17 protein-coding genes are annotated in these 17,164 nt (G+C 68.6%); 12 read left to right on the top strand and 5 right to left on the bottom strand.

Annotated elements, in window-relative coordinates; all coding sequences use genetic code 11:
* Position 1: 1 nt before the first annotated feature.
* The 4 genes from IJ15_RS0100205 to IJ15_RS0100220 all read left to right on the top strand — a co-directional run bounded on the left by IJ15_RS0100205 (position 2) and on the right by IJ15_RS0100220 (position 5,308).
* Complete coding sequence (locus IJ15_RS0100205) at positions 2-622, top strand: class I SAM-dependent methyltransferase (protein ID WP_031936338.1); 621 nt, start codon at positions 2-4, stop codon at positions 620-622.
* Positions 623-713: 91 nt separating this feature from the next.
* Positions 714-2,549, top strand: a complete 1,836-nt coding sequence (locus IJ15_RS0100210) for an acyl-CoA dehydrogenase (RefSeq protein ID WP_031936339.1) — start codon at positions 714-716, stop codon at positions 2,547-2,549.
* A 138-nt stretch (positions 2,550-2,687) separates the two neighbouring features.
* Positions 2,688-3,413 carry a P-loop NTPase family protein gene (locus tag IJ15_RS0100215; RefSeq protein ID WP_031936340.1) on the top strand — a complete coding sequence of 242 codons (726 nt, stop codon included), beginning with the start codon at positions 2,688-2,690 and terminating at the stop codon, positions 3,411-3,413.
* A 2-nt stretch (positions 3,414-3,415) separates the two neighbouring features.
* Positions 3,416-5,308 (top strand): YhgE/Pip domain-containing protein, encoded by a 1,893-nt coding sequence (locus IJ15_RS0100220; protein WP_031936341.1) that lies wholly within the window; start codon positions 3,416-3,418, stop codon positions 5,306-5,308.
* Between the two features lie 5 nt (positions 5,309-5,313).
* Here the strand turns inward: IJ15_RS0100220 and IJ15_RS0100225 are convergent, their stop codons facing one another.
* Positions 5,314-7,449 carry a VanW family protein gene (locus tag IJ15_RS0100225; RefSeq protein ID WP_051918415.1) on the bottom strand — a complete coding sequence of 712 codons (2,136 nt, stop codon included), beginning with the start codon at positions 7,447-7,449 and terminating at the stop codon, positions 5,314-5,316.
* Positions 7,450-7,737: 288 nt separating this feature from the next.
* On the bottom strand, positions 7,738-9,075 hold the full coding sequence (locus IJ15_RS0100230; protein ID WP_031936343.1) for an acetyl-CoA C-acetyltransferase: 1,338 nt from the start codon (positions 9,073-9,075) through the stop codon (positions 7,738-7,740).
* Between the two features lie 173 nt (positions 9,076-9,248).
* Between IJ15_RS0100230 and IJ15_RS0100235 the strand changes: the two genes are divergently transcribed.
* Complete coding sequence (locus IJ15_RS0100235) at positions 9,249-10,595, top strand: 3-oxoacyl-ACP reductase (protein WP_031936344.1); 1,347 nt, start codon at positions 9,249-9,251, stop codon at positions 10,593-10,595.
* Entirely contained in the window at positions 10,595-11,467 is an 873-nt protein-coding gene (locus tag IJ15_RS0100240; RefSeq protein WP_031936345.1) for a MaoC/PaaZ C-terminal domain-containing protein, read from the top strand. The genes IJ15_RS0100235 and IJ15_RS0100240 overlap by 1 nt, the downstream gene beginning before the upstream one ends.
* Before the next feature lie 72 nt (positions 11,468-11,539).
* On the opposite strand, the gene IJ15_RS0100245 is transcribed toward IJ15_RS0100240, so the two are convergent.
* Positions 11,540-11,854 (bottom strand): MerR family transcriptional regulator, encoded by a 315-nt coding sequence (locus IJ15_RS0100245; RefSeq protein ID WP_031936346.1) that lies wholly within the window; start codon positions 11,852-11,854, stop codon positions 11,540-11,542.
* A 468-nt stretch (positions 11,855-12,322) separates the two neighbouring features.
* Between IJ15_RS0100245 and IJ15_RS26320 the strand changes: the two genes are divergently transcribed.
* The 3 genes from IJ15_RS26320 (at position 12,323) to IJ15_RS26325 (ending at position 13,089) form a co-directional block, all read left to right on the top strand.
* Entirely contained in the window at positions 12,323-12,466 is a 144-nt protein-coding gene (locus IJ15_RS26320; protein WP_197059700.1) for a hypothetical protein, read from the top strand.
* 107 nt (positions 12,467-12,573) lie between these two features.
* Complete coding sequence (locus IJ15_RS0100250; protein ID WP_031936347.1) at positions 12,574-12,873, top strand: WhiB family transcriptional regulator; 300 nt, start codon at positions 12,574-12,576, stop codon at positions 12,871-12,873.
* A gap of 60 nt (positions 12,874-12,933) precedes the next feature.
* A complete protein-coding gene (locus IJ15_RS26325) occupies positions 12,934-13,089 on the top strand; it encodes a DUF6131 family protein (RefSeq protein ID WP_197059701.1) in 156 nt (51 codons plus the stop codon).
* A 90-nt stretch (positions 13,090-13,179) separates the two neighbouring features.
* Here IJ15_RS26325 and IJ15_RS0100260 read toward each other — a convergent pair whose 3' ends face one another.
* Positions 13,180-13,773, bottom strand: coding sequence for a TetR/AcrR family transcriptional regulator (locus IJ15_RS0100260; RefSeq protein WP_031936348.1), 594 nt, complete (start codon positions 13,771-13,773; stop codon positions 13,180-13,182).
* Between the two features lie 93 nt (positions 13,774-13,866).
* A complete protein-coding gene (locus IJ15_RS0100265) occupies positions 13,867-15,075 on the bottom strand; it encodes a glycoside hydrolase family 3 N-terminal domain-containing protein (RefSeq protein WP_081880507.1) in 1,209 nt (402 codons plus the stop codon).
* A gap of 111 nt (positions 15,076-15,186) precedes the next feature.
* Here IJ15_RS0100265 and IJ15_RS0100270 point away from each other — a divergent pair, with 111 nt between their 5' ends.
* The 3 genes from IJ15_RS0100270 (at position 15,187) to IJ15_RS25410 (ending at position 17,120) form a co-directional block, all read left to right on the top strand.
* Entirely contained in the window at positions 15,187-15,654 is a 468-nt protein-coding gene (locus IJ15_RS0100270; protein ID WP_031936350.1) for a universal stress protein, read from the top strand.
* Between the two features lie 55 nt (positions 15,655-15,709).
* Positions 15,710-16,804 carry an isochorismate synthase gene (locus tag IJ15_RS0100275; protein WP_031936351.1) on the top strand — a complete coding sequence of 365 codons (1,095 nt, stop codon included), beginning with the start codon at positions 15,710-15,712 and terminating at the stop codon, positions 16,802-16,804.
* 142 nt (positions 16,805-16,946) lie between these two features.
* Positions 16,947-17,120 carry a DUF2613 domain-containing protein gene (locus IJ15_RS25410; RefSeq protein ID WP_081880508.1) on the top strand — a complete coding sequence of 58 codons (174 nt, stop codon included), beginning with the start codon at positions 16,947-16,949 and terminating at the stop codon, positions 17,118-17,120.
* The last annotated feature ends 44 nt before the right edge of the window (positions 17,121-17,164 follow it).

Here is a 17,164-nt window from a genome sequence, read left to right on the forward strand (position 1 = left end):
CATGAACGCTGAGGACTGGGACGAACGCTATTCACAGGCCGACATGGTGTGGGGCACCCCGCCGAACCCGGTGGTCGTCGAGTTCGTGACGTCGCTGCCCGCCGGCCGGGCCCTCGACCTCGCGTGCGGCGAGGGGCGGCACGCACTGTGGCTCGCGACGCGGGGCTGGGAGACGACGGGCGTCGACTACTCGAGGGTCGCGATCGAGAAGGCCCGCGAGATCGCCACCCAGGCTCCGCGACGGGTGCGCGAACGCCTCACGTACGTCGTCGACGACATCACGTCGACCGACGTCTCGGACTACGACCTGGTCCTCATGATCTTCGCCCACCTGGCGCCGCCACAACGGCGCGCACTTGTGAGTCGCGTCATCGACTCGCTGAAACCTGACGGAATCCTCATGATTCTCGGCCACGACGCGCTCAACCACACGCAAGGCGTCGGCGGCCCGCCCGATCCCGAAATCCTTTACACCCCTGAAGATCTGAAGGATGATCTGAACGGGCGCCTCGACGTCACGGTGGCCGAACGACGCTTCCGCGACGTCGAGGGCGGGACGGCGATCGACGCACTCCTGGTCGCGCGCAAGCCCACCCTTGGCAGCCAACTTAATCGCGGGTAACATCGGCTAAGTTACCGACGAGTAGCTACTTGGGCGGTACTAGACGGAAAAGCAAGACCGCACCGACGCAGTGCCACTTCAGGGAGAAAACATGGGCCACTACAAGAGCAACGTCCGCGACCTCGAGTTCAACCTCTTCGAGGTACTGGGTCTGGACAAGCTACTGGGTGAGGGCGCCTGGGGCGATCTGGACGCCGACACCGTCAAGGACATGCTGTCCGAGGTCGCGCGGCTCGCCGAGGGCCCGCTGGCCGAGGCGTTCGCGGACGCCGACCGCAACCCGCCGGTGTTCGATCCGGAGAAGCACGAGGCGACCCTGCCGGAGTCCTTCAAGAAGTCGTTCAAGGCGATGTGGGACGCCGAGTGGTACCGCATGGGCCTGAGCGAGGAGATCGGTGGCGTTCCGGTTCCCCGTGCACTCGTGTGGGCCATCTCCGAGATGATGCTGGGCGCCCAGCCCGCTGCGTTCATGTACCAGGCCGGCCCGTCGTTCGCGGACGTCCTGTTCCACAACGGCACCGACGAGCAGAAGCAGTGGGCGGCCACCTGCGTCGAGCGCGGCTGGGGCGCCACGATGGTCCTGACCGAGCCGGACGCCGGTTCCGATGTGGGCGCCGGTCGCACCAAGGCCATCAAGCAGGACGACGGCTCCTGGCACATCGAGGGCGTCAAGCGGTTCATCACGTCCGCCACGTCGGACGACCTGTTCGAGAACATCTTCCACCTGGTCCTGGCCCGCCCTGAGGGCGCCGGACCCGGCACCAAGGGCCTGAGCCTGTTCTTCGTCCCGAAGTTCCACTTCGACTTCGAGAAGAACGAGCTCGGCGACCGCAACGGCGTCTTCGTCACGAACGTCGAGCACAAGATGGGCCTCAAGGCGTCCACGACGTGTGAGCTCACGTTCGGTGGCCACGGCGTCCCGGCCCAGGGTTGGCTCGTCGGCGAGGTCCACAACGGCATCGCCCAGATGTTCGACGTCATCGAGCACGCTCGAATGATGGTGGGCACCAAGGCCATCTCCACACTGTCCACCGGATTCCTCAATGCGCGCGACTACGCCAAGGAGCGCGTCCAGGGCTCCGACCTGACGCAGATGACCGACAAGTCCGCCCCGCGCGTCACCATCACGCACCACCCGGACGTGCGCCGCAGCCTCGCGATGCAGAAGGCGTACGCCGAGGGCCTGCGCGCGGTGTACCTGTACACCGCGGCGCACCAGGACGACGAGGTCGCCGCGCTGGTCTCCGGCGCCGACAAGGAGACCGCGTTCCGCGTCAACGATCTGCTGCTGCCGATCGTCAAGGGCGTCGGCTCCGAGCGGGCCTACCAGTACCTGACCGAGAGCCTGCAGACCCTCGGCGGTTCCGGCTTCCTGCAGGACTACCCGATCGAGCAGTACATCCGCGACTCGAAGATCGACTCGCTGTACGAGGGCACCACCGCCATCCAGGCGCAGGACTTCTTCTTCCGCAAGATCGCTCGCGACCGGGGCGTCGCCCTGGCCCACGTGGCCGGCGAGATCAAGAAGTTCATCGACAGCGAGGCGGGCAACGGCCGGCTCAAGACCGAGCGGGCGCTGCTCTCGACCGCCCTCGAGGACGTGCAGGGCATGGCCGCGGTCCTCACCGGCCACCTCATGGGTGCGCAGGAGCAGCCCACCGAGCTGTACAAGGTGGGTCTCGGCTCGGTGCGGTTCCTGATGGCCGTCGGCGACCTGTTGGTCGGCTGGCAGCTGCTGCGTCAGTCCGAGATCGCCATCAAGGCGCTCGACGAGGGCGCGTCCGACAAGGACAAGCCGTTCTACGAGGGCAAGGTCGCGACCGCGTCCTTCTTCGCGAAGAACGTGCTGCCCGAACTGACCGCGACCCGCACCATCCTGTCGCACCTCGACAACGACATCATGGAGCTCGACGAGGCCGCGTTCTGATTCTCTGAACGACGAGAACCCCCGTGCACATCGCGTGCGCGGGGGTTCTTTCGTTCGGTGCCCACGCGCGGACGGCGCCGGTGTGTTTGGCTGTTCTTGTTGACGCCCTGCCACCGGACCCGAGGTTGGTGACCAGCAGTGACCAGCAATGACGACCCGTACTCGCCGCCCGCTGCGCCGCCGGCCGTGCTCGCCGAGGGCCTGACCCGGCACGGCACCCTGGGGCCGGTGTTCGGTCCGGTGAACCTGCGGATTCCGTTCGGCGGACTGGCCGTGATCCAGGGGTTCGCGGGTTCGGGCCGCACCTCCCTGCTGCTCACCCTCGCCGGGCGGATGAAGCCGTCGGGCGGGCGTCTCACCGTGATCGGACGCACCGGGCCCGCCCGGATCCGTGCGGTGTCCGCGATCGCCGGATTCGCCGGCATCGACACCATCTCCGAATCGGTGACGGTCCGCGACCTCATCACCGAGCAGATCCGCTGGGACGCACCGTGGTATCGGCTGATCCGCCGGGCGGGCCCGCGCGAACTCGAGCAAGTGTGCGCGCCGGTGTTCGGAGATCGGCCGCTGCCGCGGCTCAACGACTACGTCAGCGATCTCGACGAACTCGACGCAATGCTGCTGCGGATCGCCGTCGCCGACACCCAGGTTCCCCCGGTGTTGCTGGTCGACGACCTCGAACAGGTCCGGGACGAGTACGACCGCGCCGCGCTGGTCGACCGCCTCGCGGCACTGGGCGCCCGCCAGACGGTGATCGCATCCGCCGTCAACCCACTGCCACCGGGTTCGCCCGCCCACGAGTTCCACCCGCTGGCCGACACCGCGGCCACCGTGAACGGCTCGAACCCCGGAAGCGAGGAGTAGCCATGCTGGCAGGGATGTCGCTCGGCACCGAACTCAAGCGGTTCTCGCGCGGGCTGATGCCGCGGGTCGCCCTCGTGACGATCGTCCTGATGCCCCTGCTGTACGGCGCGCTGTACCTGTGGGCGTTCTGGGACCCGTTCAGCCAGACCGGCAAGATCCCGGTGGCACTCGTCAACAGCGATCACGGCACCGTCGTGGACGGCAAACCCCTCAACGCCGGAGACCAGGTGGCGCAGGGCCTGATGGACTCCGGTGACCTCGACTTCCACGAGGTGAGCGCGTACGACGCGTCCACCGGCGTCGCGGACGGACGCTACTACTTCTCGGTGACCCTGCCCCGCGACTTCAGCAAGTCCGTGGCCTCCCCCACCGGCCCGGATCCGCAGAAGGCCCGCCTGATCTTCACCTACAACGACGCCAACAACTACCTCGGCACCATCATCGGGCAGAACGCCGCGCAACAGATCCTGAACGTCGTCGGCGCACAGATCGGTGAGCAGTCCGTGGACCAGGCGCTCGTCGGCCTGAGCGCGGCGGGCGACGGACTCCGCAAGGCCGCCGACGGCGCCGGACAGCTCGCGGCCGGCGCGCAGGCCGCCGACGGTGGCGCGCAACAACTCGCGGGCGGTGCCCGCACGCTCGCCGACGGCCTGGTCACCGCCCACTCCGGCTCGAGCGCCCTCGCCGACGGCACGGCGCAGCTCTCCGCGGGCATCGACACCGCAGCCGGTGGGGCGTCCGCGCTGTCCGGGGGCCTGGACCAGTTGTCGGGCGCCACAGTCCAACTCGGGAACGGGGCCGGAGCGCTCAGTGCGGGAGTGACCCAGCTGGTCGGGCAGGTCACCGGCGCCCTCGGGCCGGCGCTGGACCCGGCGATGCGGGGACAGCTCGCCCAACTCGAGGACGGGGCGCGGCAACTCGCCTTCCAGCTCGGCGACCCGTCGAGCCCCTACCGGTCGGGCATGTCCCAGGCCGTCGGCGGTGCCGGACAGTTGCGGGACGGCCTGACGCAACTGCAGACCGGCGGGCAGCAGGTCGCGACGGGCGCCCGCACCCTCGACGACGGTCTGGCCCAGTTGTCGAGCGGCGGCGAGACTCTCGCGCAGGGTGCCGGACAGCTCGCCGCCGGTACGACTCAGCTGAAGGACGGATCCGGGGAACTCGCGTCCCAGTTGAAGGAGGGCAGCGAGCAGGTCCCCGCCTGGGATCCGCAGCAGCGCACCGTCGTCGCGCAGACGCTGTCGGCACCGGTCGCCCTGGACCAGCACCACGACAACAAGGCCAAGACGTTCGGTACCGGCTTCGCACCGTTCTTCCTGCCCCTGGCACTGTTCGTCGGCGGCATCATCACGTGGATGCTGTTGCGGCCGGTCCAGACCCGGCCGATCTCGACGGGACTGGGTGCGATGCGGGTGGTGCTGGCGTCGTACTGGCCCGCCGCACTCATCGCGATCGCGCAGGTGCTGGTCATGTACGTCGTGGTGCACTTCGGCGTCGGACTGGTGCCGGTGTACGTATTCGGCACCATCGCGTTCCTCGGACTGGTCGGCCTCACCTACATGGCCCTGATCCAGGCGTTCAACGCGATCTTCGGGCCCGCCGTCGGCCGCGTCGTGACACTCGCGTTCCTGATGCTGCAACTGGTGTCGTCGGGCGGCATCTACCCCGTGGAGACCACCGCGAAACCGTTCCAGATCCTGCACCCGTTCGACCCGATGACCTACGCCGTCAACGGCTTACGCCAACTCACCGTCGGTGGCATCGACTCCCGGCTGTGGGTGTCCATCGCGGTGCTCCTCGGCCTGATGCTCGCGTCCCTGACGGCAAGCGCCCTCGCGGTGCGCCGGGACCGCGCGTGGACCCTGATGCGACTGCACCCGCCGATCGAGGTGTGAGAGGACTAGCCGCCGGGCGTGGGAGGCGGCGGCGTCGTACCTTCCTCCGTCGGCTTCGGGGCCGGCTCGTTGGACACGCACTTCACGATCGGGACCGGGTCGTACCGGACCGTCCGGGTGTTGCGGGAGATCTCGGCACCGGTCTTGGCGTCGGTGATGATCCGGGTGTCACTGGTCGTGAATCCCGGTGCGCCGCCGGACGGTACACAGTGCGGACCGGCGGGCAGCGTGATCGTGTTGGGCGACGTCTGGTTGGTGCGGCCGCCCGTGACGGATTCGACGTCGACGGTCTTGGTGCCCCAGATCCGCACCGTGATGTTCGAGTTGGTGCCGATGGTCTGGATCATCACGCCCGTCTTCGACGGGTTCCGGAACTTCAGGTCGATCGCGCCCTCGAACACGGTCGCCTCGCGAGCCGCCGGGTAGCGAGAGATGTAGTAGCTGTGCTCGGTGTGCTCGATGTCTTCCATGCCGGCGAAGTACGTGGCGTTGTAGAGGGTGGTCGCGAGCTGGCTGATTCCGCCGCCGACGGCCTTGTCCGGGCGGCCGTTGTTGATGATGCCCGAGTCGACGTATCCCTGGGCCGCGCCCCGGGGGCCGGTCTCGGCGTCGAACGAGAAGATCTCGCCCGGCTTGACGAGCACACCGTTGATCTTGTCGGCCGCGAGCCGGATGTTGACGCCGGACGCGTACTCGAAGCCACCGGTGGTGTACTCGCCGATCACCTCGCGGATGCCGAGATCCTTCGCGCCCTCGGTCGTGAGCGCCGGTTCCACGGCCTCGTAGATCGCGGGGGTGGTGCGCTCACCGGGAGCGACCAGCAGCGCCGGCAACGGCTCGAGTGTCTTGGGCCACTGCACCATGTCGCCGGTCACCGACGGGATCACCTGCGGCGAACCGCTCGCGAGGCTGATCTGCGCGTCCTTGGGCTTGATGTCGGTGCTCGCGAGCTGCGGCGCGAGGATCGCGGTGGCCGCCTCGACGTCGTACTGCGGGGACAGACCGCCGCCGCCGTCCGGGACGAACGACAGCACCTCGCCGACCTGGTCCCGTGGCAGCGTCGCGACCGCACCGTCACGCCCGGTGACCACGACGTTCGACGCGACCGCGGGAGTCGCCACGTCACGCAACGCGGCATCGACCCCGGCCTGCGTCACCGTCACATCGACGACGTCGACCGGCAGATCGACGGTGGTGCCGAACGCCCAGTCCGCGACGAACGTGTCCGCGGCATCGTCGGTCCGCAGGCTCTGCCCCGGCAACGGTGCGACCGGGACCGGCGTCGCACCCTCGAACACGACGTTGCCCTCGCGGGGCGCCCTGTCCGATTCCTTCTGCACGCCGGCAATGGCACCGTCGAGAGCATTCTCGTCGACCGTCGAGACGAGCCCGACCTCACGGTTGGTGAACAGCGACGCCACCCGGGTGAACGGGTTGACCGGCTGGTTCCCCACCCGGTCGAGGGTCGCGGTCCAGTCGACACCGACACCGGCCTGCGCCGGCACGATCGCGCTCTCGGTGGTCCCGGCGAGCACCGGCACCGGGCTGTCCACCCGCGGTCCGAGCTGCGCGCGCAGAGTCGCCTCGGCCGACGACAAACTCTCGCCACCGATCTCCACACCGGCGACGGTGACGCCACGCGGCACCCGGTCGGCGGAGACGACCCAGTCCACCGTGTACGCGAGGACCGCCACGGCCGCCACGCCACCGGCGATCGCCGCGTACTTCACCCAGCCCGGCCTCCCCGACGACGCGGGCTCGGGCGTCGGCTCGGGTGCCGGCTCCGGCGTCGGCACGGGTGTCGGCTCCGGTGTCGGCTCGGGTGTCGGCTCCGACCCTGCATCGGCCGGCTCGGGGTCAGCGGGCACAGCGGGCACTGCGGCGAAAACCTCGGTGGGAGCCTCCGACGCGGCATCCGGCGTCGGCTCGGACGGCACGTCCGAGGTGTCCGACTCATCCACAGCATCCGGCGTCGGCTCGGACGGCACGTCCGAGCCGTCCGGCTCCGCCGCAGCATCCTGCTGCTTCGGCTGGTCGGATTCCGGCTGCACGGCGGGCATGATCTCGGTGGGATTGTCGTCCGGCTCCGAACCGTCCAGATGGTTTCCGGAACCGCTGTTGCCGTCGCGCTCGTCACTCATGAATGGGCCCTCCTGCCGAATCGACACCGTGCCGGGCCGTCGCGTTACGTGTTTCTATCCGTGCAGCCTAGTCCTCGGGACTCCGGGTGACCGCCCGGGAATCCCGGTCGGCGACCACCACTGGCATCATTGCGCGCCGACGACAGGCGGAGAAGAAGAGCGGCCCCGTGTGATTGCCAGGTCGGGGGTCAGGCAATAACACGGGGCCGACTGGATTATCGCTCCCCGCCGGGGCGCGTTACATCCGGGGTTTCGGGTCGGTCGGATTTCGGCCGCCCGACCGCGCGATCACACCTCGACGATGGCGGTGACGCCCTGGCCGCCGGCCGCGCAAATCGAGATCAGGCCGCGACCCGATCCCTTCTCTGCCAGCATCTTCGCGAGCGAGGCCACGATGCGGCCACCCGTGGCCGCGAAGGGGTGACCGGCCGCGAGCGACGATCCGTTGACATTGAGCTTGGACCGGTCGATGGACCCCAGCGCCCCGTCCAGGCCCAGACGCTGCTTGCAGTACTCGTCGGATTCGAACGCCTGCAGCGTCGCCAGGACCACCGACGCGAAGGCCTCGTGGAACTCGTAGAAGTCGAAATCCTGGAGGGTGAGGCCGTTGCGGGCCAGCAGCCGCGGGATGGCGTACGTGGGCGCCATGAGCAGCCCGTCGCCGCCGTGGATGTAGTCGACCGCGGCGGTCTCCGAGTCCACGAGGTGCGCGAGGACCGGCAGGTTCCGCTCGGCCGCCCACTCGTCGGTGGACAGCAGCACCGCGGACGCGCCGTCGGTGAGCGGCGTGGAGTTGCCGGCCGTCATGGTCGCGTCGCCCAGCTTGGTGCCGAACACCGGCTTGAGCGTCGCCAGCTTGTCGACGTTCGAGTCGGGGCGCAGGTTGTCGTCGCGGGTCAGTCCGAGGAACGGAGTGACCAGGTCGTCGAAGAAGCCCCGGTCGTACGCCGCGGCCATGTTCCGATGGCTGGCCACCGCGAGCTCGTCCTGATCCTCGCGACGGACACCGAACTCCTTCGCGGTGATCGCGGCGTGATCACCCATCGACAACCCGGTGCGCGGCTCGCCGTTGCGCGGGATCTCGATGCCGAGCATCGACGGACGCACCTGCCCCAGCAGCTTGACGCGGTCCGCCGCCGTCCGGGCACGGTTCATCGACAGCAGGAACTCGCGCAGTTCGTTGTTCACGCCGATCGGCGCGTCCGACGTCGTGTCCACACCGCCGCCGACGCCCGCATCGATCCGGCCGGCCGCGATGGCGTCGCCGACCGCGATGATCGACTGCAGTCCGGTGCCGCACGCCTGCTGCAGGTCGTACGCCGGGGTGTAGGGGCTCAGGGCGCTGCCGAGCACGCATTCGCGCATGAGGTTGAAGTCGCGGCTGTGCTTGAGCACCGCGCCACCGACGACCATGCCCAGCTGCTCGCCCTGCAGCCCGAAGCGGCTGACCAGCCCGTCCAGCGTCGCGGTGAACATGTCCTGGTTGGACGCGTGCGCGTACGCCCGGTCCGAGCGCGCGAAGGGAATGCGGTTGCCGCCGACGATGGCGACGCGGCGTTGCTGCCGACCACCGGCCTGCGGTGCGGATGCCGGCTTGGCGCTGCGATTACGGGCTCTGCTGGTCACGTCGGTCTCCATGTAGGTGGGGGGATCCCGCTGGAAATCTGCTCGAGATCCGCATGGTCGATCCGCCTCGGCGGTGGATTCTGCACTCGACATTGAACTTACTCCAGAGTAAGTTCAATGTCGACACCGCACCCGGATGTCCGGGTGCCCGATTGCGACAAAGAAGGTGGACCGTGGCAGCCAGCAAGGGCGCTCCCGACCTCTACTCACAGTTCCTCTCGTCCGCGCCGGGCGCATTCATCGCCAAGCAGACCGGGTTGCCGCAGCCGGAGAAGCTGCGTCGCTACAAGGCCGGCGAGCCCGCCCTGGCCGGTCCGATCCTCATCGGCGGCAAGGGCCGCCTCGTCGAGCCGATCCGGGAACTGCTGTCGGACTACCCCGCCGCCCAGCCCCACGACGACCGCTACGGCGCCCTGGTGTTCGACGCCACCGGCATCGGCCAGGTCACCGAGCTGGTCCAGCTGTTCGAGTTCTTCCAGCCCGTCATCCGCAACCTCGCGCCGTCGGCACGCGTCGTCGTCCTCGGCACCACACCCGAGCTCGCGTCGAGCGTCGACGAACAGATCGCCCAGCGCGCGCTCGAGGGCTTCACCCGCAGCGTCGCCAAGGAGATCAAGCGCGGCGCCACCGCCCAGCTGGTCTACGTCTCCCCGGACGCCGCCACCGGACTGTCCGGCCTCGAGTCCACCCTCCGCTTCCTGCTGTCGGCCAAGTCGGCGTTCGTCGACGGCCAGGTGATCCGGGTCGGCGCCGAGGACGCGGTCGCCCCCGCCAGCTGGGACCGCCCGCTCGAGGGCAAGGTCGCCGTCGTCACCGGCGCCGCGCGCGGCATCGGCGCCACCATCGCCGAGGTCCTCTCCCGTGACGGAGCGCAGGTCGTGTGCGCCGACATCCCGGCCGCCGGACAGGCGCTGTCGGAGACCGCCAACAAGGTGGGCGGCACGTCGCTGGCCCTCGACGTCACGGCGGCCGACGCGGCCGACAAGCTCGCCGAACATCTCATGGAGCGGCACGGCGGCGTCGACATCATCGTCCACAACGCCGGCATCACCCGCGACAAGACGCTCGCGAACATGGACGAGTCCCGCTGGAACAGCGTCCTCGGCGTCAACCTCCTTGCCCCGCAGAAGATCACCGACGCCCTGGTCGCCAAGGGCGTGCTGCGTGAGGGCGGCCGGGTGATCGATGTGTCGTCCATCGCGGGCATCGCCGGCAACCGCGGCCAGACCAACTACGGCACCTCCAAGGCCGGCGTCATCGGCCTGGTCCAGGCCACCGCACCGGTGCTCGCCGAGAAGAAGATCACCATCAACGCCGTCGCGCCCGGCTTCATCGAGACCGCGATGACCGCCGCCATCCCGTTCGCGACCCGCGAGGTCGGCCGCCGCGGCAGCTCGCTGCTGCAGGGCGGTCAGACCGTCGACGTCGCGGAACTGGTGTCGTACTTCGCCAGCCCCGCGTCGGGCGCCGTCACCGGCCAGGTCGTGCGCGTGTGCGGCCAGTCCCTGCTGGGCGCGTGATGACGGGCGGCAAGGGCACCCGCGTGCAGTTGCGCGAGCAGCCCGGAACCCTCGACAACTACGCCCGCGCCGCACTCGGCGCTCTGCCGTTCGTCAAACCCTCGGGACGACGCAGCCTGCCGAAGGAAACCCTTGCCCTGCAGGGCCTTCGCGTGGACAGCGCGAACCTTGCCGCATACGCCCGGGTGTGCGGGCTGCGGTTCGGTGACACACTGCCGATCACGTACCCGTTCACGCTCGTGTTCCCGAGCGTGATGCGACTGCTCACTTCGCGCGAATTCCCCTTCCCTGCAATCGGTTCCGTGCATACCGACAACGTGATCGAGCAACTGCGCCCGATCTCGGTGAGCGAGCCGCTGGATCTGTCGGTCCGTGCCGAGAATCTGCGCCCGCACCCCAAGGGCAGCCAGGTGGATCTGGTCAGCGAGATCTCGGTGGGCCGCGAACTGGTGTGGCGTCAGGTCAGCACGTTCCTCAAGATGCACCCCACCGACGCACCGAAGGAACCCAAGGCCGAACACGAGGCAGAGGTTCCGCCGCCGCCCACCCGCACGCTGCGAGTGGACCAGAAGATCATCAGCCGGTACGCGGCGGTGTCGGGTGACCGCAATCCGATCCACGTTTCCTCGCTGGGCGCCAAGGCATTCGGCTTCCCCGGCACGATCGCGCACGGCATGTGGAGCGCCGCGGCGGCGCTGCAACCACTCGAGGGCCGCCTCCCCGATCGCGTGACGTACAGCGTCCGGTTCGGCAAGCCGATCGTGCTGCCGGCCACGGTGAACCTGTATGCCGACCGGACACCCGACGGCTGGGACCTGGCACTGAAGAACCCGAAGAAGGGCTACCCGCACCTGACCGCGACCCTGCGGTAGGACCGGTACACAGAACGCCCGGGAGCACTCGCGATACCTCGAATGCTCCCGGGCGTTCGCGTGCGCCGGGCGTCAGGACGGTCGGCCGTCCAATTCGCCTCGTAGACGGGCATTCTCGGCGACGAGTGCGTCGTTGGCAGTCTCCAGCTCGAGGATCTGCCGGATCCCGGTCAGATTGACGCCGGCATCGACCAGCTCGGACACCCGCGCGAGGCGGTAGATGTCCTCTTCGCTGTAGCGACGTGTGCCGCCGCCGGTACGAGTCGGCATGATGAGCCCACGGCGCTCGTACAGTCGCAGCGTCTGCGGACCGATTCCGGTCAACTCCGAAGTCACCGAAATTCCGTAGACTCCGCGGGTCGAGCGGGGCGGAGACTGTTGCGTCATCGTGGCCTTAATATCGCGTCGAAGTTGGTCGCGTCGGAACTCACGCTCGCAGGTACTTTGTACCGACTCCCGAACGGCCTCTGCTAGCGGTTGCTCAGGCCTACGGTATCACCGAGGCCACATCGAATGTGCGGCAGCGGCATCAGATTCCCTTGCGCGCCCCACAGGGGTCATCACACGCCCGACCCTCTGCCTCCCGCAATCCGAAAAATTCCCTCTCACCTGCATTGGAGATCCAATTTGTCGGAAGATTCAACATATCTAGTTTGGCAGACATAGATTTTGTTGTACGGTGAGGAAGTCAAAGCTTCCAGATGCAAGCGAAGAAGAGTGAGACGGAGCAGTCAGTCCACGCCCAACCAGGCAGGCAGGCGCACTCCACCCCACCGGTCTTCCGAGCTCGAGCGGCGAACCGACAGGTTCAGCAGCTACGGGTGGGCCGTATCAGAGAAGAAAGGATGACCACACGTGAGTGCGCATCGCCCGACCTTTGCGGGCCGCAGTTCAGCGACATGGTCGCTCAGCACCGAAGAGATCAAGCGCCGCTTGGAGCAGATGTACGGCGGCGACCCGGTCACACCGTCCGCCGACGACAGACTCAGCGCCGCCTGACACCGTCGCACACCCGCGCAGCGCCTCGACGGCGCGCGCCATCACGAGGCCCCGAGACGCGCACAGACGTGATCGGCAGCCGACGAGAATTTCACGAGGAGCATTCGATGACCGGAATCCGCCCGAACCTCGCACCCCTGGCCGACACCTGGGAATGGCAGCAGAACGGCAGCTGCCAGGGCATGAACGAATCGATCTTCTTCCCGCCGACCGGCGAACGCGGCAATGCCCGCATGATGCGTGAGCGTCGCGCCAAGGCGGTCTGCGCGTCCTGCCCGGTCATGAAGAAGTGCCTCGAGCATTCCCTCGCAGTGCCGGAACCCTTCGGAGTGTGGGGCGGCGTCGGCGAATCCGAGCGCGCGATCCTCGTCCGCGAACGCCGCGCACCGCAACGCGGCGCCGCCTGACCCCAGACACTTCACCGCCTACCACCGCAGCACTTCGATCGAAACAGAAAGGGGCGGAACATGATCACTCTCGGAATCATCCTGCTCGTCCTCGGCCTGCTGATCAAGATCCCGATCCTGTCGACACTCGGCGTCATTGCACTCGTCGTCGGGGCCGTACTGCTCATCCTCGGCGCGGCAGGTCGCGCCGTCGGCGGACGCAAACACTGGTACTGACACCTACTGACACCCGACACTCGAAGACGGGCCCCGAGCGGAAACTCCGCCCGGGGCCCGTCTCGGATTCGGTGACTACTTCTTCGCCGACTACTTCTTCCTGCCGGCCAGGCCACGCCACGCGAGATTCTCGAGCAACTCGACGGCCGCGGCAACCTTGATCTCCCCGCCGGCGACACGGTCCGCGACCGCCTCGCCCGCGCCGACCAACGCGACCGCCATGATCGAGAAATCGGTTGCCGGTTCCGGATCCTTGGTGCTGGACTCGAGCAGCTTGGCGGTCAGCTCGATCAGCCGGTCCCGACTGGTGCCGACCTGCGACGCGAACGCCTGCTGACCGATCGCCTGCCGATACAGCACCATCCAGGACCTGCGGTTCTCGTCGACGAAACCGAGAAACCCGGTGAGCGCGGCACGCAACTGCTCACGCGGCGGCAGATTGGGATCGCCCGCCGGGGAGATGGCCTCGACGAACCGCAGCCCCTCACGGTGGATGCACGCCGCGAACAACTCGTCCTTGGACCCGTAGTAGAGGTACAGCATCGGCTTGGAGATGTTCGCCCTGGCCGCGATCGAGTCCATCGATGCGTCGTGGAACCCGTTGTCGGAGAACACCTCGACTGCGGCGTCGAGCATCTGCTGCTCACGGACGGCCCTGGGCAGCCTCTTGGTGCCACCAGCCATAATTCCTCCAACCACGGGTAAGAAGTGCCATCTTACTCGATGGTAAGAAGATCAACGGTTACTACAGGACCTTCCATTGTGACCCTGCCGGCCTCAGCAGGTGACCGCGCCCTTCGCACGCGCCAGCGTGAGCACCGAGGAGTCGACCTGCGCAATCGGCAGTCGCCCGGACGACACCGCCTGCTCCAGATGGTCCAGCACCCGCGGGACGTCGTCGGTCGTGAGCCACAGCGCGACCGTCACACCCGACTTCAGCGCCTGCTCCACCGCCTGCGCGATGTCGTAGCGGTCGGTGATGGCCTTCATACCGCTCAGGTCGTCGGTGAAGATCGGTCCGGTGAACGGCGGGGCGTCGTATCCGGCGCCCTCCCGCAGCAGCGACACCGCCTCCGGGCTCAGGCTCGCGGGAAGTCCATCGGTCGTCAGCCCCGGCACACTCAGATGTCCGAGCATGACCCCGACCTCGGTGTCCACCAGATTGCGGTACGGCACCAGATCGGACGTCTGCAACTGGTCCAACGGCGGCGTGGTCACCGCACCGGTGTGCGAATCACCCGACGCCGAACCGTGCCCCGGAAAGTGCTTGAGCACCGGCAGGATTCCGGCCTCGCGCATGCCCCGCGCATACGCCTCCGCGTACTCCGTCACCACGTCCGGGTCGTCGGAGAACGACCGGTCCCCGATCACCGCGCCGTCCGGCTGACTGCTGACGTCGACGTCCGGCGCGAAGTTCACCGTGATGCCGAGCCCCCGCAGCTCACGCCCCCGATCGAGCGCCATCTGATACGTCTGGTCCGGCGTCATGGTCCGCGCGACCTCACGCGCCGACGGGTCCGGCCCGAACAGCTCGTCCACGCGGGACACCCGGCCGCCTTCCTCGTCGATCGTCACCATCAGCGGGATCGCGCTGGCCTCCGTGACCTGCGGGATCTCACCGTTCGCGAGCATCGACTCGTCCGTCCAGCTGCCGATGAAGATGCCGCCGATCCCCTCCGACTCCACGATGTCGAGCGCGTCCGCGGTGCCGGTGACCCCGACGGTGAGCAACTGCGCGAGCTTCTCCCGCTGTGTCAGCGCATTCAGGAAAGCGGGACCGCACACCGCCGATCCCCCGAACCCGGGCAGCGGCGGACGCGACTGCTCGGTCTGCGCCGAGGTCGTGGTGGACGAGGACTGCGCGGATTGCGTCGTGGTGGTGGACGTGTCGCCGCCGCCTCCCGACGAACAGCCGACGGCCAGTCCGGCGCACAGAGCGAGGGCCAGGGCGTGTCGGATTCGCATGGATCCGACGGTAGTCCACATCCGTTCGAGCCGGTTTCCGAGCCGAGCCACGCGGAGTAATGGCAAGGTAATCTTCAAGAACGGTAGCCGGAGGCCGCCCACCGCGGCCGACCACGATTTCGGGAGGTCACAGTGCCTGCAGATCTCATGCTCATCGCATACGACGGCTCCGACAACGCCAAGCGGGCAATCGAGCACGCCGGCCGCTTCCTCGCCGCGAACCGTGCCGTCGTCGTCACCGCCTGGGAGCCGATGGTCCGCCAGGCCGCCCGGATGTCCGGACTGTCCGGGGTGATGCAACCCGAGTGGGTGCCCGACGAGGCCTCCGAGGACGTCGCCCTCACCGACGCCAAGGCCACCAACGAGGAGGGCCTCGACATGGCGCTCGCGGCCGGCCTCAACGCCGAGGGACGGTGCTGCGAGTCCGCGACCGCCATCTGGGCCACCATCGTCGAGTGCGCCGACGAACTGGACGCCGACATCATCGTCACCGGCACCCGCGGCACCACGGGCCTGCGCTCGCTGCTCCAGAGCAGCGTCGCCGACCACGTGCTGCGGCACAGTCACCGGCCCGTGCTGATCGTCCCGCCCGGCAAGTGAGGGCACGAACCTAGACGGCGCCGGGCGTGGCGGCCCGACTATCGTCGGCTTCACCATGGACGGCTTTCTCCTCTCGCGCCCCGACCGCACTCTCCGCACCACCGGGACACGGGAACGATTCGACGACACCGACACGGCTGCGGCCGCGCTCGACGCCGCCGGCACCGAACTGGTCGTCGGCGCCCTGCCGTTCGATCCGGCCGCACGCGCCGCCCTCACCGTCCCCGAGACGGTGTCGTGGACGCCCGGTCCGTGGCAGCCGAAGACCACCCCGCCCCTGCCGTCGGTTCGGGTCGAGCGCGAAATACCCAGCACGGCTGTGCATGTCGACCGCGTCCGCGGGCTGATCGAACGTCTGCGCCGCGGTGAACTCGACAAGGTGGTGGCAGCCCGGGCGGTGCAGTTGGCCGCCGACGAGCCGATCTCGCCGGAGACGCTGGCCGCACGCCTGGTCACCCGGCACGCGGCAGCCAACGGCTTCGCCGTCGACCTCACCGCCGCGGGGGACGGCTACGTCGGGCACACGCTGGTCGGTGCGAGCCCCGAGATCCTGCTGAGCCGACGCGGCCGCACCGTCACGTGCCGCCCGCTGGCGGGGTCGGCCCCGCGCCGTGCCGACCCGGACGCCGATCGCGCGGAGGGCGCGGCACTGCTGGCGTCGTCGAAGAATCTGGCCGAGCACGCGTTCGTCGTCGACTGGATCCGCGACATCCTGACACCGCTGTGCGAGAACCTGGACGTGCCCGCCGCACCCGAACTCACCCGGACCGGTGAACTGTGGCACCTCGCCAGTCCTATCCGCGGCGTACTGCGTGAGTCCGTCAGCTCACTCGAACTCGCGACCCTGCTGCACCCGACACCGGCGCTGTGCGGCACACCCACCGCCCGCGCACTCGACGCGATCCTCGAACTCGAGGGGGACCGCCGCTTCTACGGCGGTGCCGTCGGCTGGTGCGACGCGGCCGGCGACGGCGACTGGGTGGTGGCGATCCGGTGCGCCGAGATCGACGCCGACGGCACCGGCGCCCTCGCCTGGGCGGGCGGGGGCATCGTCGCGGCCTCCGACCCCGAGACCGAACTCGACGAGACCACCACCAAGCTCGGCACGCTGCTCGGCGCGCTGGGCGTCGACGCCCACGAACCCGCGTGAGCTGGACCGACAGCGGAACCGGATCCGCCACGGGCCGGGAATGGGGCCGTGCACGACGGTGCGGGTGATACCTTGACCCGGACATCACGTACGCACCGGTAGGACCCCGCGTACCCGGCGGCTTGATCATGGGAGATCGAAGATGGCGAAGTTCCTTGTCCCCGGCATTGCCAGCGCTGTGATCGGTGCTGTCGTCGGCGCCGGCGCCATCCTCGGTATCACCGCGGCCGTCCAGGACAACACGCTCCCCGACATCGACCGCACCGGTAACGCCGACTCGTCTCTGCTGAACCAGGTTGAGTACGGCAGCCGCTGAACCCGCTGGCATCGCGCGTTCCCGCACCTCCCCCTCGTCCGGCG

Origin of the sequence: Prescottella defluvii, from assembly GCF_000738775.1 — a bacterium.
GTDB lineage: Bacteria > Actinomycetota > Actinomycetes > Mycobacteriales > Mycobacteriaceae > Prescottella > Prescottella defluvii.

Bases quoted from the DNA above. Each gene is read 5' to 3' on its own strand.
- IJ15_RS0100210 (WP_031936339.1), top strand. From the start codon at position 714: ATGGGCCACTACAAGAGCAACGTCCGCGACCTCGAGTTCAACCTCTTC.
- IJ15_RS0100265 (WP_081880507.1), bottom strand. From the start codon at position 15,075: ATGTGGACTACCGTCGGATCCATGCGAATCCGACACGCCCTGGCCCTC.
- IJ15_RS0100260 (WP_031936348.1), bottom strand. From the start codon at position 13,773: ATGGCTGGTGGCACCAAGAGGCTGCCCAGGGCCGTCCGTGAGCAGCAG.
- IJ15_RS0100205 (WP_031936338.1), top strand. From the start codon at position 2: ATGAACGCTGAGGACTGGGACGAACGCTATTCACAGGCCGACATGGTG.
- IJ15_RS26325 (WP_197059701.1), top strand. From the start codon at position 12,934: ATGATCACTCTCGGAATCATCCTGCTCGTCCTCGGCCTGCTGATCAAG.
- IJ15_RS0100245 (WP_031936346.1), bottom strand. From the start codon at position 11,854: ATGACGCAACAGTCTCCGCCCCGCTCGACCCGCGGAGTCTACGGAATT.
- IJ15_RS0100240 (WP_031936345.1), top strand. From the start codon at position 10,595: ATGACGGGCGGCAAGGGCACCCGCGTGCAGTTGCGCGAGCAGCCCGGA.
- IJ15_RS0100225 (WP_051918415.1), bottom strand. From the start codon at position 7,449: ATGAGTGACGAGCGCGACGGCAACAGCGGTTCCGGAAACCATCTGGAC.
- IJ15_RS0100275 (WP_031936351.1), top strand. From the start codon at position 15,710: ATGGACGGCTTTCTCCTCTCGCGCCCCGACCGCACTCTCCGCACCACC.
- IJ15_RS0100250 (WP_031936347.1), top strand. From the start codon at position 12,574: ATGACCGGAATCCGCCCGAACCTCGCACCCCTGGCCGACACCTGGGAA.
- IJ15_RS25410 (WP_081880508.1), top strand. From the start codon at position 16,947: ATGGCGAAGTTCCTTGTCCCCGGCATTGCCAGCGCTGTGATCGGTGCT.
- IJ15_RS0100220 (WP_031936341.1), top strand. From the start codon at position 3,416: ATGCTGGCAGGGATGTCGCTCGGCACCGAACTCAAGCGGTTCTCGCGC.